This is a genomic window from Usitatibacter rugosus (assembly GCF_013003965.1).
Taxonomy (GTDB): Bacteria; Pseudomonadota; Gammaproteobacteria; order Burkholderiales; family Usitatibacteraceae; genus Usitatibacter; species Usitatibacter rugosus.
In genome coordinates this window covers 2,967,979-2,985,632 of record NZ_CP053069.1, presented here as the reverse complement: position 1 = coordinate 2,985,632, position 17,654 = coordinate 2,967,979, and the positions used below count along the sequence as shown (strand labels likewise).

The 17,654-nt window shown below is 63.7% G+C and carries 15 protein-coding genes; 12 read left to right on the top strand and 3 right to left on the bottom strand.

Annotated elements, in window-relative coordinates:
• The first annotated feature begins 2 nt into the window (after window positions 1-2).
• Both DSM104443_RS14070 and DSM104443_RS14065 read left to right on the top strand, forming a co-directional pair.
• Window positions 3-1,229 (top strand): glycosyltransferase family 4 protein, encoded by a 1,227-nt coding sequence (locus DSM104443_RS14070; RefSeq protein WP_171093261.1) that lies wholly within the window; start codon window positions 3-5, stop codon window positions 1,227-1,229.
• A gap of 35 nt (window positions 1,230-1,264) precedes the next feature.
• Window positions 1,265-2,548, top strand: coding sequence for a nucleotide sugar dehydrogenase (locus DSM104443_RS14065; RefSeq protein WP_171093259.1), 1,284 nt, complete (start codon window positions 1,265-1,267; stop codon window positions 2,546-2,548).
• Here the strand turns inward: DSM104443_RS14065 and DSM104443_RS14060 are convergent.
• Window positions 2,543-3,520 carry a UDP-glucuronic acid decarboxylase family protein gene (locus DSM104443_RS14060; RefSeq protein WP_171093257.1) on the bottom strand — a complete coding sequence of 326 codons (978 nt, stop codon included), beginning with the start codon at window positions 3,518-3,520 and terminating at the stop codon, window positions 2,543-2,545. The genes DSM104443_RS14065 and DSM104443_RS14060 overlap by 6 nt on opposite strands.
• Before the next feature lie 125 nt (window positions 3,521-3,645).
• Here DSM104443_RS14060 and DSM104443_RS14055 point away from each other — a divergent pair, with 125 nt between their 5' ends.
• Complete coding sequence (locus DSM104443_RS14055; protein WP_171093254.1) at window positions 3,646-6,408, top strand: M16 family metallopeptidase; 2,763 nt, start codon at window positions 3,646-3,648, stop codon at window positions 6,406-6,408.
• Here DSM104443_RS14055 and DSM104443_RS14050 read toward each other — a convergent pair.
• Together DSM104443_RS14050 and DSM104443_RS14045 are read right to left on the bottom strand one after the other, a co-directional pair.
• The gene (locus DSM104443_RS14050; RefSeq protein WP_171093252.1) at window positions 6,401-6,790 is read right to left on the bottom strand and encodes a VanZ family protein; all 390 of its coding nucleotides are present in this window, start codon (window positions 6,788-6,790) and stop codon (window positions 6,401-6,403) included. The two genes, DSM104443_RS14055 and DSM104443_RS14050, sit on opposite strands and share 8 nt — an antisense overlap.
• 4 nt (window positions 6,791-6,794) lie before the next feature.
• A complete protein-coding gene (locus DSM104443_RS14045) occupies window positions 6,795-8,135 on the bottom strand; it encodes a mannose-1-phosphate guanylyltransferase/mannose-6-phosphate isomerase (RefSeq protein WP_246232244.1) in 1,341 nt (446 codons plus the stop codon).
• Window positions 8,136-8,604: 469 nt separating this feature from the next.
• Here DSM104443_RS14045 and DSM104443_RS14040 point away from each other — a divergent pair, with 469 nt between their 5' ends.
• The 9 genes from DSM104443_RS14040 to rpsF all read left to right on the top strand — a co-directional run bounded on the left by DSM104443_RS14040 (window position 8,605) and on the right by rpsF (window position 17,641).
• Window positions 8,605-9,093 (top strand): hypothetical protein, encoded by a 489-nt coding sequence (locus tag DSM104443_RS14040; RefSeq protein WP_171093249.1) that lies wholly within the window; start codon window positions 8,605-8,607, stop codon window positions 9,091-9,093.
• Between the two features lie 9 nt (window positions 9,094-9,102).
• On the top strand, window positions 9,103-10,329 hold the full coding sequence (locus DSM104443_RS14035; RefSeq protein ID WP_171093247.1) for an outer membrane beta-barrel protein: 1,227 nt from the start codon (window positions 9,103-9,105) through the stop codon (window positions 10,327-10,329).
• Between the two features lie 92 nt (window positions 10,330-10,421).
• Window positions 10,422-10,961, top strand: a complete 540-nt coding sequence (locus tag DSM104443_RS14030) for a polysaccharide biosynthesis/export family protein (RefSeq protein ID WP_212756680.1) — start codon at window positions 10,422-10,424, stop codon at window positions 10,959-10,961.
• Window positions 10,961-13,219 (top strand): GumC family protein, encoded by a 2,259-nt coding sequence (locus DSM104443_RS14025; protein ID WP_171093245.1) that lies wholly within the window; start codon window positions 10,961-10,963, stop codon window positions 13,217-13,219. The genes DSM104443_RS14030 and DSM104443_RS14025 overlap by 1 nt, the downstream gene beginning before the upstream one ends.
• Window positions 13,220-13,221: 2 nt before the next feature.
• A complete protein-coding gene (locus DSM104443_RS14020) occupies window positions 13,222-13,893 on the top strand; it encodes a hypothetical protein (protein ID WP_171093243.1) in 672 nt (223 codons plus the stop codon).
• Window positions 13,890-14,633 (top strand): FecR family protein, encoded by a 744-nt coding sequence (locus tag DSM104443_RS14015; protein WP_171093241.1) that lies wholly within the window; start codon window positions 13,890-13,892, stop codon window positions 14,631-14,633. Before DSM104443_RS14020 ends, DSM104443_RS14015 begins: the two co-directional genes overlap by 4 nt.
• Window positions 14,634-14,740: 107 nt before the next feature.
• On the top strand, window positions 14,741-16,099 hold the full coding sequence (locus tag DSM104443_RS14010; RefSeq protein ID WP_171093239.1) for an O-antigen ligase family protein: 1,359 nt from the start codon (window positions 14,741-14,743) through the stop codon (window positions 16,097-16,099).
• Between the two features lie 9 nt (window positions 16,100-16,108).
• Window positions 16,109-17,068, top strand: a complete 960-nt coding sequence (locus DSM104443_RS14005; protein WP_171093238.1) for an SDR family NAD(P)-dependent oxidoreductase — start codon at window positions 16,109-16,111, stop codon at window positions 17,066-17,068.
• Window positions 17,069-17,215: 147 nt separating this feature from the next.
• Complete coding sequence (rpsF, locus tag DSM104443_RS14000) at window positions 17,216-17,641, top strand: 30S ribosomal protein S6 (protein WP_171093236.1); 426 nt, start codon at window positions 17,216-17,218, stop codon at window positions 17,639-17,641.
• Window positions 17,642-17,654: the final 13 nt, after the last annotated feature.

The following is a 17,654-nucleotide window of genomic DNA, read 5'->3' as shown; positions in this document are numbered from 1 at the left end:
CCATGAAGCTGATCTTCTTCAATCGCTTTTTCCATCCGGACACGTCGGCAACCAGCCAGATGCTCTCGGACCTCGCGTTCCATCTCGCGTCACGGGGCATCGACGTGCATGTGGTCACGAGTCGATCGACGGAAGCAGGGGCGGCTTCTTTGGAGCGCGTGCGCGGCGTCACGATCCATCGCGTTTCGACGGCGCCGGGCGCACCACACGGCCTGCCACGCCGGGCGCTGGCGTACGCGGCCTTCTATCGCGCCGCCCGGCGCGCGGCGGCTGAGCTCGCCGGGCCGGGCGATGTCGTGGTCCTGAAAACGGATCCTCCGTTGCTGAGCGCTGCCGTGAGCCGCGTGGCGTTGCGCAAAGGCGCAACGGTCGTGAACTGGATCCAGGACCTGTTCCCTGAGGTGGCCGAGCGACATGGAGTTCCCGGTGCGCGAGGTCCGCTTGGCGCGTTGTTGCGGTGGATCCGCAACCGCTCGCTTCGACTTGCCTCGCGCATCGTGGTCATCGGCGATCAGATGGCCGCGCACGTCGGAAAGCAGGACGGGATCGACCCGGGCAAGATCGCCGTGATCCACAACTGGGCGGACGGCCAGGTCATCCAACCGATGCCGCCTGCGTCGAATACGTTTCGCAAGGGCTGGGCGCTGACCGATGCGTTCGTCGTGGGCTACTCGGGCAACCTGGGGCGCGTGCACGAGTTCGACACGCTGCTCGATGCCGCCAAGCTGCTCAACGCGGAGAAGGACATCTGCTTCCTTTTCGTCGGGCGCGGCCCGCGACTGGCCGAGGTGCGTCGACGCGTCGAAACGGAACGGATTGCCAACGTGCGCTTCGAGCCCCCGCAGAGTCGGGATTCGCTGTCCCAGAGCCTCGGCGTGCCGGATGTCCATGTCTCGACGCTGCTACCTTGCTTCGAAGGCCTCGTGCACCCCAGCAAGCTCTATGGCGTCATGGCTGCGGGCCGGCCCACCCTCTTCATCGGGGATCAACGCGGCGAGACGGCGTGCATCCTCGATCGAGACGGCTCCGGCGTATCGGTGGCGACCGGCAACAGCGAGGCCGTGGCGCGCGAGATCCGGGCGCTGCGCGACGACCCGGCGCGCAGGCAATCGATGGGTGAGCATGCGCGGCGGGCCCTCGATGCCAAGTACGACATGAGGATCGCCCTGTCGCAGTGGGAGTCGCTACTGGGCTCCGTGGGTGTCACGATGGGGACGGTTGCGCACTGAACGGCCGACGACAACGAACAAGACAGGGAGCGGGAATGGCGGAGACGGTTGGAATTGTGGGGTTGGGCTATGTGGGTCTTCCCCTTGCGGTTGCGTTCGGGCGTGAGCTCGACACCATCGGCTTCGACCTTTCCGAGTCGAAGGTGGAGCAGTACCGCCTTCATGTGGATCCCGCCGGCGAGGTTCCGAGCGAGGACCTGCGCTCGGCCACGAAGCTCCGCGTCAGCAGCGAGGCACGATCGCTGGCAGATGCCGATTTCATCCTCGTTGCCGTCCCGACGCCTGTGGATTCGGCCCGCCAGCCGGACTTCTCGCCGCTCATCGATGCTTGCCGCAGTTTCGGCCCGCATCTGAAGCGCGGCGCCACGGTGATCTTCGAATCGACCGTCTATCCCGGAGCCACTGAGGACATCTGCATCCCGGAGATCGAACGTGTCTCGAAGCTCCGGTGGAAACAGGACTTCTTTGTCGGCTACTCCCCCGAGCGCATCAATCCCGGCGACCGCGAGCACACGCTGGCCCGCGTGATCAAGGTCGTGGCTGGCGACACGCCCCAGACCCTGGATCGCGTGGCCGCCCTCTACGCGCGCGTGGTCACGGCGGGAATCCATCGCGCGACGAGCATCAAGGTGGCGGAGGCGGCCAAGGTGCTCGAGAACACGCAGCGAGACCTGAACATCGCCCTCATGAACGAGCTGGCGATCATCTGCCACAAGGTCGGCATCGATACGACCGAGGTGTTGAAGGCCGCGGGCACCAAGTGGAACTTCCTCAACTTCCGTCCCGGCCTCGTCGGGGGGCATTGCATCGGGGTGGATCCGTACTACCTCACCCACAAGGCCGAGATGCTGGGGCTGCACCCGCAGGTCATCCTCGCCGGGCGTCGCATCAACGACAACATGGGCAAGTTCATCGCCGAGCAGACGATCAAGTGCCTGGTGGAGCGTGGCCGTCCCATCAACGGCGCGAAGGCGGTCGTCCTGGGCTTCGCCTTCAAGGAAAACTGCGCCGATCCGCGCAACAGCAAGGTGGTCGACGTGATCCGCGAGCTCGAAGCCTATGGCGTCGAAGTGCTCGTGCACGATCCCCGGGTCGAGCCGCACGAGGCGAAGGAGGAATACGGCATCGACCTCGTGGGTTGGGACGCCCTGCCGGCTGCCGATGCGCTCGTCCTGGCCGTCGCGCATCGCGAGTTCCTCGCGATGGAAATGGACGCGCTTCTCAGCAAGGTCGTGTCGGGGGGCTGCGTCATTGACGTGAAGGCAGCCCTGGATCGCGACGCGCTGTCGGCGCGCGGCCTGCGTGTCTGGCGGCTATGACTTGCCCGCGCCGACGACGCCCGAGAAATACTCGATCGTCTTCTTGAGCCCTTCCTCGAGCTGGGTTTGCGGCTCCCACTGCAACGTCGCTTTCGCATGGCCGATGTCCGGGCGGCGCTGCTTCGGATCATCGCTGGGGAGCGGCCGGCGCTCGATGGAAGACTTGGCGCCCGTGAGCGCGATGACCTGTTCGGCGAGCTGGAGGATGGTGAACTCGCGGGGATTACCGAGGTTCATCGGTCCGGTGACTTCGTCGGGCGTATCCATCAGGCGCATCAGCCCTTCCACCAGGTCATCCACGTAGCAGAACGATCGCGTCTGGCTGCCGTTGCCGTAGATGGTGATGGGATCGCCGCGCAGGGCCTGGACGATGAAGTTGGAAACCACGCGCCCGTCGTTGGGGTGCATGCGCGGCCCGTAGGTATTGAAAATCCTCGGCACCTTGATCTTCACGCCGTGCTGGCGGTTGTAGTCGAAGAACAGGGTCTCCGCGCAGCGCTTGCCCTCGTCATAGCACGCTCGCACGCCGATTGGATTTACGCGTCCCCAATAGTCCTCCGTCTGGGGATGCACCTCGGGATCGCCATAGACCTCGCTCGTCGAGGCCTGGAGGATCTTGGCGCCAACGCGCTTGGCTAAGCCCAGCATGTTGATCGCGCCGTGGACGCTGGTCTTCGTGGTCTGGACCGGGTCGTGCTGGTAGTGGATCGGAGCGGCCGGGCAGGCGAGGTTGTAGATCTCGTCGACCTCGACGAACAGGGGGAACGTGACGTCGTGCCGCGTGAGCTCAAATCGGGGGTTGGGCAGGAGATGCGCAACGTTGTCGCGCGTTCCCGTGAAGAAGTTATCCGCGCACAGCACGTCATCGCCGCGATTGAGCAGGCGCTCGCAGAGGTGCGACCCGATGAATCCGGCACCCCCGGTCACGAGGACGCGGCGGCGGTTGAAGTACTGGCGGGAGGTGGTAGGCATGGTCCGGAATCATACAGACCCGTGAATTTTGCCGGTGTGCGGAACCGGTGGGCAGCGCGAGCGGCCAAAGCAGTAAGATCGAATTGCTGGACATCCCCCCGCAGGAAAACATCCACGGAGCTTTCATGCCCCTGAACCGCGCATTCACCGCTGTCCTGCTGGCCACGAGCCTCGGCTTCTGCGGCTTCGCTTCCGCCCAGCCGGCCGCCACCATCAAGTCCGCGCCGGCGAAGACGGCCCCGGCGATGAGCCAACCCCAGTCGTTCACGAAGGTGACGACGGTGGAGGGCATCACGGAGTATCGCCTCGGCAACGGGTTGAAGGTCCTGCTGTTCCCGGACGCGTCCAAGCCCACGATCATCGTGAACATGACGTACCTGGTCGGCAGCCGCATGGAGAACTACGGCGAGACCGGCATGGCGCACCTCCTCGAGCACCTGCTGTTCAAGGGCACGCCGCGCAACCCCGACATCGACAAGCAATTCAACCAGCGCGGCGCCCGCTACAACGGCACCACGTGGCTCGACCGTACCAACTACTACGAGCTCTTCCAGGCGAGCGACGAGAACCTGAAGTGGGCCATCGACCTCGAGGCCGACCGGATGGTGAACTCGTTCATCCGCAAGTCGGACCTGGACAGCGAGATGACGGTGGTTCGCAACGAGTACGAGATGGGCGAGAACTCGCCGTTTAGCGTGATGCTGAAGCGCCTGCAATCGGTGGCCTACGACTGGCACAGCTACGGCCGCTCGACCATCGGCAACCGCAGCGACATCGAGAACGTGAAGATCGAGAACCTCCAGGCCTTCTACCGCACGTACTACCAGCCGGACAATGCGGTGCTGCTGGTCGCCGGCAAGATCGACGAGGCGAAGACCATCGCGATGATCGCGAAGGCTTTCGCCCCGGTGCAGAAGCCGCGGCGCGTTCTCCCCGTCCTCTGGACGAGAGAGCCCGCCCAGGACGGTGAGCGCACCTTCCAGATCCGCCGCAAGGGCGACGTGCAGATCGTGATGCTCGCCTACAAGGTCCCGTCGAGCCTGCAGGAGGACAGCGACGGCATCTCCTTCGCCAATTTCGTGCTCACTGATACCCCGACAGGCCGGCTGCACAAAGCACTCGTCGAGAGCGGGAAGGCGGCCCAGGTGTTCGGCTATCCGCTGGTCGGTGTTGATCCCGGCCTGCACATCTTCGGTGCCGTGGTGAAGAAGGGCGATCCGGTCGAGCCGGTGAAGGACGAGCTGGTGCGCATCGTCGAGGAGCTCGCCACGAAGAAGCCCACCGCGGAGGAAGTGGACCGCGCCCGCAAGAACTACGCGAACCAGTTCGAGAAGACGCTCAACAACCACGAGACCATCGGCGCCCAGATGTCGGAGTACATCGCCCTGGGCGACTGGCGGCTCTTCTTCCTGTCGCGCGACGATCTGGAGAAGGTCACGCCCGATTCCATTTCGAAGGCCGCGGCGGCCTACTACCGGCGCGACAACCGCGTGATCGGCTACTACGTGCCCGAGGACAATCCGCTTCGCGCCGAGGTGCCGCAGGCGCCGACCGTTGCCGAGGTGATGAAGGACTTCAAGGGCAAGGCAACGGTCGGCACGTCCGAAGCGTTCGAACCCACGCAGGCCAACATCGAGGCGCGCACCAAGCGCTACGAGTTCGGCGGCGTGAAGGTGGCCCTGCTGCCGAAGAAGAACCGTGGCGAAGTGGTGAACGTCACGATGCAGCTTCGCATCGGCAACGAGAAGGACCTCTTCGGCAAGCGCCGCATCGCGTCGCTCACCGGCTCCATGCTCTCTCGCGGCACCACCAAGTACACCCGCGAGCAGATCGCGGATGAGTCGGAGAAGCTGAAGATTTCGGGGAGCATCGGTGGCACCGGTGCCAACATGCAGACCACCCGCGAAAACCTGGACGGGGCCCTGCGCCTTGCGGTGCACGTGCTGCGCGAGCCCTCTTTCCCGGAAGGCGAGTTCGAGCAACTGAAGAAGCAAGCCGTGACCGCGCTCCAGACGCAGCTCTCGGAGCCCAACTCGCGCGCCTCCGAAGCCCTTTCCCGCCACTTCAACGCCTATCCGAAGGGCGACTGGCGCTATGCCAGCACGCTCGAGGAAGCGATCGAGGACACGCAGGCCGTGAAGTTGGACGACGTGAAGGCCTTCCACAAGGCGTTCTACGGCGCGAGCGTGGCGGAGATCTCCATCGTCGGCGACTTCGACGAGGCGAAGGCTGCGGCCACGCTGAAGGAGCTGCTCGAAGGATGGAAGAGCGCCACGCCCTACCAGCGCATCGACCAGGCTTATCGCGACGTGTCGCCGATCAACAAGGCGGTTCCCACGCCGGACAAGGAGAACGCGATCCTGCTTGCCCGGTTGAACGTCAACTCGCGCGACGACGACCCCGACTTCGCGGCGCTCTACGTTGCCAACTACATCCTCGGCGGCGGTGCCAGCTTCGATTCCCGCCTGGGTGCGCGCATCCGCCAGAAGGATGGCCTCTCGTACGGCACGGGCTCGGACCTCGCCGTGGGCTCGACGGACCGCGCCGGCTCCTGGGTTGCCTACGCGATCGCCGCACCGCAAAACGTCGCGAAGGTGGAAGTCGCGCTGCGCGAGGAGGTGGACCGGGCGCTGAAGGACGGCTTCACGGAAGCGGAGCTCGCCAACGCGAAGTCCGGGATCATGCAGATGCGCGTCCAAAACCGCTCGCAGGACGGCACGGTGGCCGCGGGCTGGGTGAACAACCTCAACCTGGGCCGCACGTGGGCGTTCAGCAAGCAGTTCGAGGACCGGATCATGGCCCTCAAGGTCGCGGACGTGAACGCGGCGCTGAAGAAGTACGTGGACCCGGCGAAGATGACGATCATCAAGGCGGGGGACTTCAAGTAGGGCGGACGAGGCGCTCCAGCGTGGGCAAGAGCCGGCCGCGAAGCGGCTGGCCTGCGAACAGGCCCAAGGCGACACCTGCGGCGTTGGAGCCCATGTCCGCGTAGCTGAAGTGCCGGTAGCCCGTCAGCGCCTGCGCGAACTCGAGGGCGATTCCCATCGCGCAGAGCGCGAGCGGCGTCCAGATCCCGATCCCAGGCTCCTCGCGAAGTTGGGCGAACCAGAGCGCCGTGACGCCATAGGCGAAAACGTGGTTGAGATTGGCTCCGCCAAGATCGTGGCCGGGTAGCGGATTGGGCGTGAGCGAGAGATAGACGATCGCCAGCACGCACGCGGCACCGAGCGCGATCCACCACGGTTTGTAGCGAAGGGGAGCCGGCGTCACCCGGTCAACGACCGTACTGGTCGTCGTAGCGCTTGATGTCGTCTTCCCCGACATAGACGCCGACCTGCACCTCGATGATCTGCAACGGCACGTCGCCCAGGTTCTCAAGGCGATGCTTCGTGCCGATGGGGATGTAGGTGCTCTCGTTCGGATTGAGCGTGGAGACCTTCGCATCGCACGTCACGGTGGCCGCTCCCGAGACGACGACCCAGTGCTCCGAGCGATGCTCATGGCTCTGTAGCGACAGGCGTCCGCCGGGCCGGACTTCGATGCGCTTGATCTTGAAGCCCGGGCCTTCCTCGAGGACCGTGTACGAACCCCAGGGGCGATTCACCTTCGTGTGGGTGATGTGCTCCGTGGCCGAGCGCCGGATCAGCTCGTCGACGATGGATCGCACGCGCTGTCCTTCACCACGCTTCGTGACCAGCACGGCATCGGACGTCTCGATGACGGTGACGTCGTCCAGGCCCACCGCGGCCACGAGGCGCGTCTCGCTGCGAATCAGCGTGTTGCGGCAATCGATGGCGACGACGTTGCCCTGGCTCGCGTTGGAATCCGCATCCTTCTCCGACACATCGTGGATCGCATCCCAGCTGCCAATGTCGGACCAGCCAAAGTCGCCAGGCAGGAGATAGAGGTTGCCGCAGGTCTCCAGCACGCCGTGGTCGATGGAGATGGACTCGGCTTCCGGCAGCCGCTTCTTCACGACTGCGGCGAGGCCCGCGATGCTGCCGGCTTCCTTCTGCATGAGGTCGAGGAGGGCGGAGAGCTTGGGCTGGGTACGGCGGATGGCATCGAGAATGGCCGAGGCCTTCCAGACGAACATGCCGGAGTTCCAGAAATACCCACCCTCGGCGAGCATCGCGCGTGCCGTCTCGACATCGGGCTTTTCCTTGAAGCGCTCGACCGGGCGCACGTTGCCGTGATTCGCCGGCGCTTTGACGTAGCCATACCCCGTGGCGGGCTCTGTTGGCGTGATGCCGAACGTGACCAGGCGTCCGTCTTCGGCCGCATCGATCGCAGCGGCCAGCACGCGCTGGAAAGCGGGCACGTTGGTCACGAGGTGATCGGAGGGGAGGACGACCATCACCGGGTCGATGCCTTCGAGGCGGTACCGCATTGCAGCCACGCCGATTGCCGGGGCTGTGTTTCGGCCGACAGGCTCCAACAGGGATTCGTACGGCTCGAGCTGGTGGAAGCCCTCTCCCTTGGCAAGCGCCTCGCTAGTCACCACCAGGACATCGGAGGGCGCGATGCGCGGTCCGAGACGGTTGACGGTGGCCTCGAGCATCGTCTCGTGTCCCGTGAGCCGGAGAAATTGCTTCGGTGCATGGAGGCGAGACATCGGCCAAAGGCGGGTGCCGGAACCGCCCGCCAGGACCACGGCGCGGACGGGGGAAGGGGGGGTCGTCATTCTGTTCTCAGGGGGCGTGGAGCTGGACGATACCCCGGGAATGCGGATACCGCGCAACGCAAAATTGTAGCTTGGCCGTTGAATCGCTCGAAAGACACCGTGGTGAAAGGAACTCCCGAATCTGCGGGCTCGTCAGATAGATCACGTCGCGTTAGCGGAGGATTCGACATCCCGACCGGACCGGTGTCATTAGGGTGTAGGAGCGCGACGGGCAAGATTTACCGGTGAATCGATTTGTGAGGGTAGGCGGGACTAATGACACCCCCCGGGGTGTTGTTCCCGTGCAACGCCCTCGGCTTGACGGCTGACGTTTTTCGGCATATTGTCCGCAAGTAAAAATGCATTTCGTACAAGTACTTACGGGCGATATTTCTTGTAACTTTTACGGAAGGGCCCAACCATGAAGAAGACCGCGATTTCTCTCTTCGTCGGTATTGCGCTGGCCGCGACCACCGCCCTCGCCCAATTCACGGGCGGGATGACGGCCGCACAGCTCGGCAATGCTGTAAAGCAGCAACTGGCCCAAGGTAAGAGTGCCGCTGACATTGCCAAGGCGGCTTTGGCCGCCGGCGTTGAAGCAGGCTCGCTGACATCTGCTCTGTTGCTGGCCGGTGTATCGCCCTCGGTTGCAATCGCCGCAGTGATTGGTGCAGGTGGGGACGTGTCGGCAGTGCTCATCGCGGCCATCGACGCCGGGGTTCCGCCCGCAACTGCTCAGGCGGCCGCCATCGCGGCGGGTGCCAATCCGGCCACTGTGAATCTGATCGTCGCGGGGGCCTCCGGCGCACTCACCGGCGGCACGCTCGCTACGCCAAATAACGCGGCACCCGCGGGGTCTGGCGGGGGCGGAAGTGGCGGGGTTGGCGGCGTGCCCCCCAGCACTCGTTAAGGGAAAAACATGAAGAACAAGAAAATCTACGGGGCGGCTGCCGGCGCCCTCATGGCGCTAACCGGTATTGCAAGCGCGCAAGTGAGCCCTGTGCGGCCAGCCTACGCCTTCCCGGAAACCAACTCGCCGGCGCTGGGCATGGCCGCGGTGCCGCTCGGTGACGGACCTCTGTACTTCGCGCCTTTCGCCGGCGTAACGGTGGGTCGCGACGACAACCTGCTGCTGTCCCCGAACAACGAACTGGATTCGGGGTTCGCCATCTACAGCCTGGGCGTGAAGCTCGATGCTCGCAGCGAGCGTTCCGTGTTCCAGCTGGGCTACGTTGCCAACATCGGCCAGTACAACAGCAGCGAGGCAGACGACTACGTCGACCAGACGCTGCGCAGCACCTACGACTTCGCCTTCTCTCCGCGGTCCTTCCTGCGCGTGGGCTACGACTACCTTCGCGCGCACGATCCGCGGGGATCGACCGACCGCGGCATCTCCAGCCAAGTGGATCGCTACAAGCTGTCCACGCCGACCGTGACGTACGCCTACGGTGCCCCCAATGCGCAAGGGCGGTTTGAGGCCTACTACAGCTATGCGGATCGGCAGTACCTGAACAACCGCGAGACGACCGCTGCCAGCGATCGCGTGACGACCGAATACGGCGGCGCCTTCTACTGGCGCGTCATGCCGAAGACCTCTCTGCTGTTCGAAGCTCGCCACACCGAGCTCGACTACAAACTTTCCACCTCGCAGCTGGACAGCGAGGAAATCCGCTACTACATCGGCGCGACGTGGGATGCCACCGCGGCGACCACCGGCACGGTCAAAGTGGGGCGCGTCGAGAAGAAATTCGACTGCTGCTTCCCCTCGGCGAAAGACAGCTCCTGGGAAGGCATCATCACGTGGCTTCCGAGGACCTACTCCAAGTTCGATTTCTACAGCTCGCGCCAGCCGACGGAATCGACAGGTCTGGGCACGTTCATCCTTACGGACGCGAGCGGTGTTTTGTGGACCCACAATTGGAATTCGGTCGTCTGGTCTGAGATTGGCGCCCGATACCAGAAGGATAAGTACCAGGGCTTCGATCGCCGGGACGAGACAACTTCGGTGGGACTCAAGGTCGGTTACAAGTTCCGCCGCTGGCTGACGCTTGGAGCCGAGTACCAGTACTTCACACGGGATTCCAACCTCCCTCAGTTCGAGTACGACCGCAACCTGTACATGCTGACAGCGACAGGTTCGCTGTAAGGTCCCTCGGAGGCGTTAAAATGCCTCCGAGACTCGCACTTCCTGAGGGGCCGACGTCCAAAGCCTCCTTGCCTATGAGACTTTCGCCATCCATGGCGCACGCCACCGCATTCCTCTTCACGCTCCTCGTGACGCTGTCGGGCCTTGCGTCCGCGCAGGGCCAGAACCTTTCCACCTACAAGCTCGGAGCGGGGGATCTCATCACCATCCGGGTGCAGGGCGAGGACGACCTGAAGCGCGAGAAAGTCCGCCTTTCGGATGCCGGCACGATCTCCCTTCCGGTGCTGGGCGAGATCCGAGTGCGTGGAATGACCGTGGGCGCGCTGGAGGACACAATCACCAAGGGGCTCAAGGGTCGGTACCTTCTTGATCCGCAGGTGACGATCTCCATCGACGAGTACCGCAACTTCTTCGTGAACGGCCACGTCGAGAAGCCGGGCGGGTATCCGTATATGCCGGGCCTGACGGTCCGCAAGGCGATCTCGATTGCCGGCGGATTCAAGGAACGCGCTTCCCGAGAGAAGCTGAACCTCATTCGGGATGACGATTCGTCGCAGACGGCGAAGCGGGTCGACCTGAATGCGCCGATGATGCCCGGCGACATCCTGACCGTCGAGGAAAGCTTCTTCTGATGAACGACCTCACGCTCCAAGACCGTCTCCAGCCTGCGGATCAGTTGCAGCAAGGTCCTCAAGAAAAGACCTCGGACATCGTCGAATACTGGCGTGCCATCGCCAAGCGACGCTGGAGCATCCTGGGCCTCACGATCATGGTGGCGATCCTGGCCGCTCTTATTGCGTTCGGGATGCGTCCCATCTATCGCGGGACCGTGACTCTGCTCATCGAGCAAGGCAAGACGAAGGTCGTGTCCATCGAGGAGGTTTATAACCAGGGCCTCCTTCAGCGTGAGTACTACCAGACGCAGGTCGAGATACTCAAGAGCGTCGATCTGACTCGCAAGGTCGTTCAGAAGTTGGGGCTGACCAAGCATCCGGAATTCGACCCACGTCAGGCCCAACCGAGCGCACTCGCCAAGTTCAATCCATTGAATTTACTACGCGAGGAACCAAAGGAGGCATCCGAGGAAGACGCTCTGAAGTCGGCTGTTGGGCGCGTAAGAAGTGACCTGCAAATCCAGCTCGTACGCAACAGCCAACTCGTGCAGATCAGCTTTTCCTCATACGATCGCGAACTTGCGGCCAGTGTGCCGAATGCATTGGCCGATATCTACATCGAGAGCGATCTCGAGGCCCGCGTTGCGATGACGCAGAAGGCGACGAGTTGGCTTCGGGAGCGTATGGGCGAGCTTCGGTCGAAGGTCGAAGCCTCGGAGAGGAATCTTCAGGACTATCGGGATCGCGAGCGCATCGTCGACACCAAGGGTCTTGCGATGTCGGGCGCCGGCAAGCAGCTCGAAGAGCTTACCCGGAGCGTCGTCGAATCGCGTGCGAAGCGCGCAGAAGCAGAGGCTTCCTATAACCTCGTGCAGCAGATTCAGTCGGGAAAGGCGAAGGCAACCTACGACTCGATTCCGGCCGTCCTTCGCCACCCCCTTGTCCAAAAGACGAAGGAACAGGAGGGGGATGCGGAGCGCCGCCTCAACGAAGCATCAAAGCGTTACGGCCCCGAACATCCCAACATGATTCGCGCACGCGCCGAACTCGATTCGGCTCGCGAGAATACCAAGCGTCAGATGGAGATCGTCGTCACCGGACTGGCGAAGGAATATGAGGTCGCTCGGGCGAATGAGGCGGCTGTCGAGCGCGCGCTCGCGCAGAGCAAGGCCGACATCCAGGGCATCAACCGCAAGGAGTTCCAACTCGGCGTCCTCGAGCGCGAGGTGTCGCAGAACCGCAACCTCTACGACATGTTCGTCGGCCGCCTCAAGGAAACGAGCGCGACCGGAGATCTGCAGTCCACGATCGCACGCGTCGTGGACCCCGCGACAGTCCCCAATTTCGCGTTCTCCCCGCGGAAGGGACAGATCGTCGGTATCTCGACGGTGCTGGCGCTCGTCATATTCGCGATGCTAGCTCTCCTGCTGGATCGCCTGAACAACACGCTCAATTCCACGTCGGATGTCGAACATCGGCTTGGGGTGCCCGCGCTCGGCGTGCTGCAGAAGATCAAGGGCATCGTGGGCAAGAAGGGCTTCATTTCCGAGCTGGCCTTCTTCAACGATACGCAATCGACATTCGCTGAAGCCGTGCGAACCGTTCGCACCAGCGTGTTGATGTCCGCGCTCGACTCGAAGCACAAGATTGTCGTGGTGACGTCTTCGGTGCCGGAAGAGGGCAAGACCACGCTCTCCTTCAACCTGGCCTGCGCCCTCGGGCAGGTGAAGAAGGTCCTCCTGATCGACGGCGACCTTCGCCGGCCCAAGATCTCCAAGCTGGTGGGGCGGGATACCCGCTCTCCCGGATTGGCCGACCTCGTGGCGGGCCAGGCGCAGATCAGCCAGTGCGTCTTCCTGCAGGAGCAGGCCGGCATCCACATCCTGCCGGCGGGCACGGTTCCGCCCAATCCGCTGGAGCTGCTTTCCTCCAAGCGCTTCGAGGAGGTCGTGACGAAGCTCAAGGAGGCGTTCGACATCGTCATCATCGACTCCGCGCCGCTGCAGCTTGTGTCCGATGCCCTAGTGCTCTCGCAGTACGCTTCCTCGGTGATCTATGTCGTGAAGGCGGACGCCACTCCCTACCAGGTCGCACAGAACGGCCTGAAGCGCCTGCGCCGAGTGAACGCCCCGGTCCTCGGCGTGGTGCTCAACCAGCTCGATATCGAGCGTGCCGAGAAGTACTACGGCGAGTACAGCGGCTACATGAGCTACAAGGGCTACAAGAAGTACGGCTACAAGCGCGGCTACGGCAAGACGTACGGCCAAGCCGACTGATCGTGACCCGCCCTGCGCGGTTCGCGGTTGCCATTCCAGCGGTCGCAATTCTGGTCGGGTTCACGGTGTGGGCCGCAAAGCTGGGCCTGGCCGAGACGCTCGCCTATGAAGTCACCGACCAGATTGCGTCGTGGCAATCCCGGAAAGTGTCCCCGGAGCTGGAGCCCTGGCTCCAAGCACGCGACCAACTCGAAAGCGCACAGCGCCTGGCCCGCCGCAATGGTGCGGTCGAAGAGCTGCTCGGCGTGCTCTACTCCGAACGCCGCAGAAATCCGGATTTCCAGCAGCTCGCCCTTGACCATTTCACCGCCGCGCTGACACAGCGTCCCTCGTCTCCCTATACCTGGGCGAGCATCGCCGATGTGCGCTATCGACTCGGGTCCACCACAGGTGACTACGAGCAGGTCCTGCTCAACGCGGTCTTGCTGGGCCCCAACGAGCCCGAAGTGCAGCGCATCGTGGTCGACTACGGCTTCGCGCTCTGGGACGACATCGGACCGGAGACGAAGGCCGCCGTCCTCCAAGCTATTGCATCTGGAATGCGCCGTAACCCCATGGAAATGCTGAAAATTTCGGAGCGCCGTGGTAGGCTTTCCCTCGCGTGCCCCCGGGTTCCGTCCGACGCGCGTTTCCCCGACCCCCTATGGGCCAAACTTTGCGAGGCGAACACATGAAAACCTTCCTCAAGCTCCTGGCCGGCACCTTCGCCTTGATTGCCTCTTCCCTTGCGTTCGCCGAAGGCGGCGTCGTCAGCAGCCTGGAAGGCACCGCAACCGTTCAATCTGGAACTGGTGCCCCGCGTCCGTTGCGCCTGGGCGATGCCGTGGTGGAGGGAGACACGCTCGTCACCGGCCCCAGCACCACGCTCATCGTGCGGTTCGATGACGACCAGGTGGTCGCCCTCTCGTCGCGCTCCAGGCTCACGGTCAGCACCTACAAGTACAACGCGCCCGCCAAGTCCGGCAACATCCTCCTGTCGCTCGTGGACGGCGGGATGCGCGCTCTCACCGGCCTCATCGGCAAAGCCTCCCCCGACGCCGTGACTTATAAGGCGCGGACCGCGACCATCGGTATCCGCGGCACGGATACCATCGGGGAAATCGACGGCAACAGATTCACCTTCGGCGTGTTGGACGGAGCGGGCGAGATCCGGCAAGGATCCCAAGTCGTAAGTTTGTCGAGGCTGTTCGGCGTTTCCTTCGTGTTCGACAATCCGATTCCGCCCCCAATCCTGTTTAGCCAACTCAACTTCAGCGCCAGCGTGATTAGCCTGTCGCGGTTGCCGCTGCTCCAATTTCAACAGCAGCCCCGGGGACCTCAGCCGCCCGCCGACACTTCGACCACCACGACCAATACGCCTAACGCCTCGGGTCCTACGGGCGCAGGCGGCGGCGGCTCGGCGAGCGTACGCTGAGCGAACGACGCGAAGGCGGGCACTCTGCCCGCCGCCGCCGTCGCAGGTCGTTTCCAGGGTTCGAGCTTCCCTTCACGCTCGAGAAGGCCCTCTTCTGGGCCCTCCTGGTGCTCCTCGCATGGGCGCCGATCCCGCTGGGTAGCAACCGCGGTTGGGCATGGGCAATCCTGGTCGGGGGCGCCTTCTTCATCCTCGGGTTCTGGCTGATCCTCTGGGCGCTGGAAAAGGCGCAGGTGCCCGATGCGCTCCGCAATGCCTGGCCCGCTTTCGTGCTGCTCGGAGCTTTCGCGGCGCTTCAGGCATTTCACTTCGTTCCGCTGCCTCCGGATTGGGTCGAGTACCTATCACCCCATTCGGCCCGCCTGCAGGCGGCTACGACATTCCTGACCGGGCCGCGTGAAACGATGACGCTTTCCATCGAACCTCACGCCTCACAGGTGGCCCTGGTGAAGACCCTCGGCTACTCGGCGGTCTTCTTCCTGGTGCTGGCGCTCGTGAACAATCGATCACGCGTGCTCAACGCGGCACGCGTACTGGTCTATGTGGCCGTGATCCAGGGTGTGTATGCCGTGCTCATGCACCTCTCCTTCTCCAACGACGAGCATTTCGGCACGATCATCGCGCACGGCACTTCTGCAAGCGGCACGTATCCGAATCGCAATCACTTCGCCGGTTATCTCGAAATGATGAGCGCGGTCGGCATCGGCCTGTTGATCGCTGGCCTTTCCGACAAGCGCGCCGAAACCTGGAAGGCGTTCCTGCGGGACTTGGTGGCCTGGGTGCTGTCGCCGAAGATGGTGCTGCGCTTGTCCCTCTGCGTCCTCGTCATCGCGCTCACGACAACTCACTCACGCATGGGCAACACCGCGTTCTTCTCCGCGCTGATGATCGCGGGCGTGCTGGGCATCGTCCTGTCGCGATACGCGACGCGCAACACGGTCATCCTTCTCGCAAGCCTTGTCGTCCTCGATCTCCTGATCGTCGGAAGCTGGTTCGGCGTCGAGAAGCTCGCGGCGCGCATCGAGGCGACGACCGTGGAAGATGTCCGGACACGCGAAGAGCCCGCGGCCTACACGCTCCCCCTCATCAAGGACTATCCGATCCTGGGTGCGGGGCCGGGCACGTTCTATGTGGCATTTCCGAAATACAGACCGGAAACCGTCGTCTCGTTCTACGACCACGCCCACAACGACTACGCGCAGATCGCCGCCGAATCCGGAATCCTCGGCCTCTCGCTGCTGGGGGGCGTCGTCTTGCTCTCCCTCATCGCCGCGCTGAGAGCCCAGTGGGTGCGCAGAGACCCATTGATGCGAGGCATGGCCTTCGCCTCCACCATGGGCATCACGGCGCTCCTGATCCACTCATGGGTAGATTTCAATTTGCAGATCCCCGCCAACGCCGCGCTCTTCATGGTGATTCTCGCGTTGGGTTGGATATCGCTGCATCTGGACCGCGCGCACGCCTAGAATTCAGCCATGCGAATCCTCCTCACCGGCGCCGCCGGCTTCATCGGCTTCCACCTCGCGAATCGCCTCCTCCAAAGAGGCGACACGATCGCCGGCCTCGACAACCTCAACGCCTACTACGACGTGGCGCTGAAGCAGGCGCGGCTGGCCATCCTCAAGGAGGCTCCGCGTTTTGCATTCATGCACGTGGACATGGCCGACCGAAGGGCGATGGAAGCCCTCTTCGCCAAGGAGCGCTTCGACGCGATCGTGAACCTGGCCGCGCAAGCCGGGGTTCGCCATTCCCTGGATCACCCACACGACTACGTGGAATCCAACATCACGGGCTTCATGAACGTCCTGGAGGGCGCCAGGCGCCAGAAGTCCGGGCACCTGGTCTACGCCTCCACGAGCTCGGTCTACGGCGCGACCGACCACCTTCCGAATCGCGAGACTGACGGCACCGACCATCCGCTCTCCCTCTATGCCGCCACCAAGAAGGCCAACGAGGTGATGGCGCATTCGTACACGCACCTCTTCGGCGTGCCGACGACGGGCCTCAGGTTCTTCACCGTCTACGGCCCGTGGGGAAGGCCGGACATGGCGCTCTTCAAGTTCACGCGCGGCATCCTCGCCGGCGAGCGCCTGCCGGTCTACAACCGCGGCCAGATGGACCGGGACTTCACCTACGTGGACGACATAGTCGAAGGCGTGGTGCGCATCCTGGACCGCCCGGACGGCTACCGGATCTTCAACATCGGCAACAACGAGCGCGTGCCCCTCATGCGCTACATCGAGGCCATCGAGAAGGCCACGGGCCGCAAGGCCGACTTGGAGCTGCTCCCCATGCAGCCCGGGGATGTCCCGGCCACCGAGGCCGATACGAGCGCCCTGGACGCGGCCGTGGGCTTCAAACCCGCCACGCCGGTGGAGGAGGGCGTCCAGCGCTTCGTGGACTGGTACCGCGCCTACTACAAGGTCCCGAAGTAGTTGTTCCTGTAGGCCTTTTTCCGCTATAATCGTTGGCTCTGCGGAATGTTTTCGCGGAGCGGTGGCCGGGTCGATACCCGTGTGCTGCCGAACCTTGCTCCACCCCGTTCGCATGCGGTGGGGAGCTTCAACCCAAAAGGAGAGTTCATGCGCCATTACGAGATGGTATTCATCGTGCATCCCGATCAAAGCGAGCAAGTGCCCGCCATGATCGAGCGCTACCGCGGCATGGTCACCGCGGGCAACGGCAAGGTGCACCGTATCGAAGACTGGGGCCGGCGCCAGCTGGCTTACCCGATCCAGAAGGTGTTCAAGGCGCACTACGTGCTGATGAACATCGAGATCGGCAACGAGACGCTCGCGGAAATCGAGCACGCGTTCAAGTTCAACGACGCCGTGCTGCGACACCTCATCGTCACCATGGACGAAGCCGTCACCGGCCCGTCGCCCATGATGAAGGAAGAGAAATCCCGCAACGTCACCGACGGGCAGGGCGAAGCGCGCGAAGGCGGCAAGGAAGCTCCGGCTCCCGCTGCTGCAGCTCCGCGCGAGCAGCCGGCCGCGGCGGCGTAACGACCGAACTGGA

Coding starts and splice junctions, on each gene's coding strand:
- DSM104443_RS14005 (WP_171093238.1), top strand. CDS start 16,109: ATGCGAATCCTCCTCACCGGCGCCGCCGGCTTCATCGGCTTCCACCTC.
- DSM104443_RS14055 (WP_171093254.1), top strand. CDS start 3,646: ATGCCCCTGAACCGCGCATTCACCGCTGTCCTGCTGGCCACGAGCCTC.
- DSM104443_RS14015 (WP_171093241.1), top strand. CDS start 13,890: ATGAAAACCTTCCTCAAGCTCCTGGCCGGCACCTTCGCCTTGATTGCC.
- DSM104443_RS14025 (WP_171093245.1), top strand. CDS start 10,961: ATGAACGACCTCACGCTCCAAGACCGTCTCCAGCCTGCGGATCAGTTG.
- DSM104443_RS14070 (WP_171093261.1), top strand. CDS start 3: ATGAAGCTGATCTTCTTCAATCGCTTTTTCCATCCGGACACGTCGGCA.
- DSM104443_RS14060 (WP_171093257.1), bottom strand. CDS start 3,520: ATGCCTACCACCTCCCGCCAGTACTTCAACCGCCGCCGCGTCCTCGTG.
- DSM104443_RS14030 (WP_212756680.1), top strand. CDS start 10,422: ATGGCGCACGCCACCGCATTCCTCTTCACGCTCCTCGTGACGCTGTCG.
- DSM104443_RS14065 (WP_171093259.1), top strand. CDS start 1,265: ATGGCGGAGACGGTTGGAATTGTGGGGTTGGGCTATGTGGGTCTTCCC.
- DSM104443_RS14035 (WP_171093247.1), top strand. CDS start 9,103: ATGAAGAACAAGAAAATCTACGGGGCGGCTGCCGGCGCCCTCATGGCG.
- DSM104443_RS14040 (WP_171093249.1), top strand. CDS start 8,605: ATGAAGAAGACCGCGATTTCTCTCTTCGTCGGTATTGCGCTGGCCGCG.
- DSM104443_RS14045 (WP_246232244.1), bottom strand. CDS start 8,135: ATGTCTCGCCTCCATGCACCGAAGCAATTTCTCCGGCTCACGGGACAC.
- rpsF (WP_171093236.1), top strand. CDS start 17,216: ATGCGCCATTACGAGATGGTATTCATCGTGCATCCCGATCAAAGCGAG.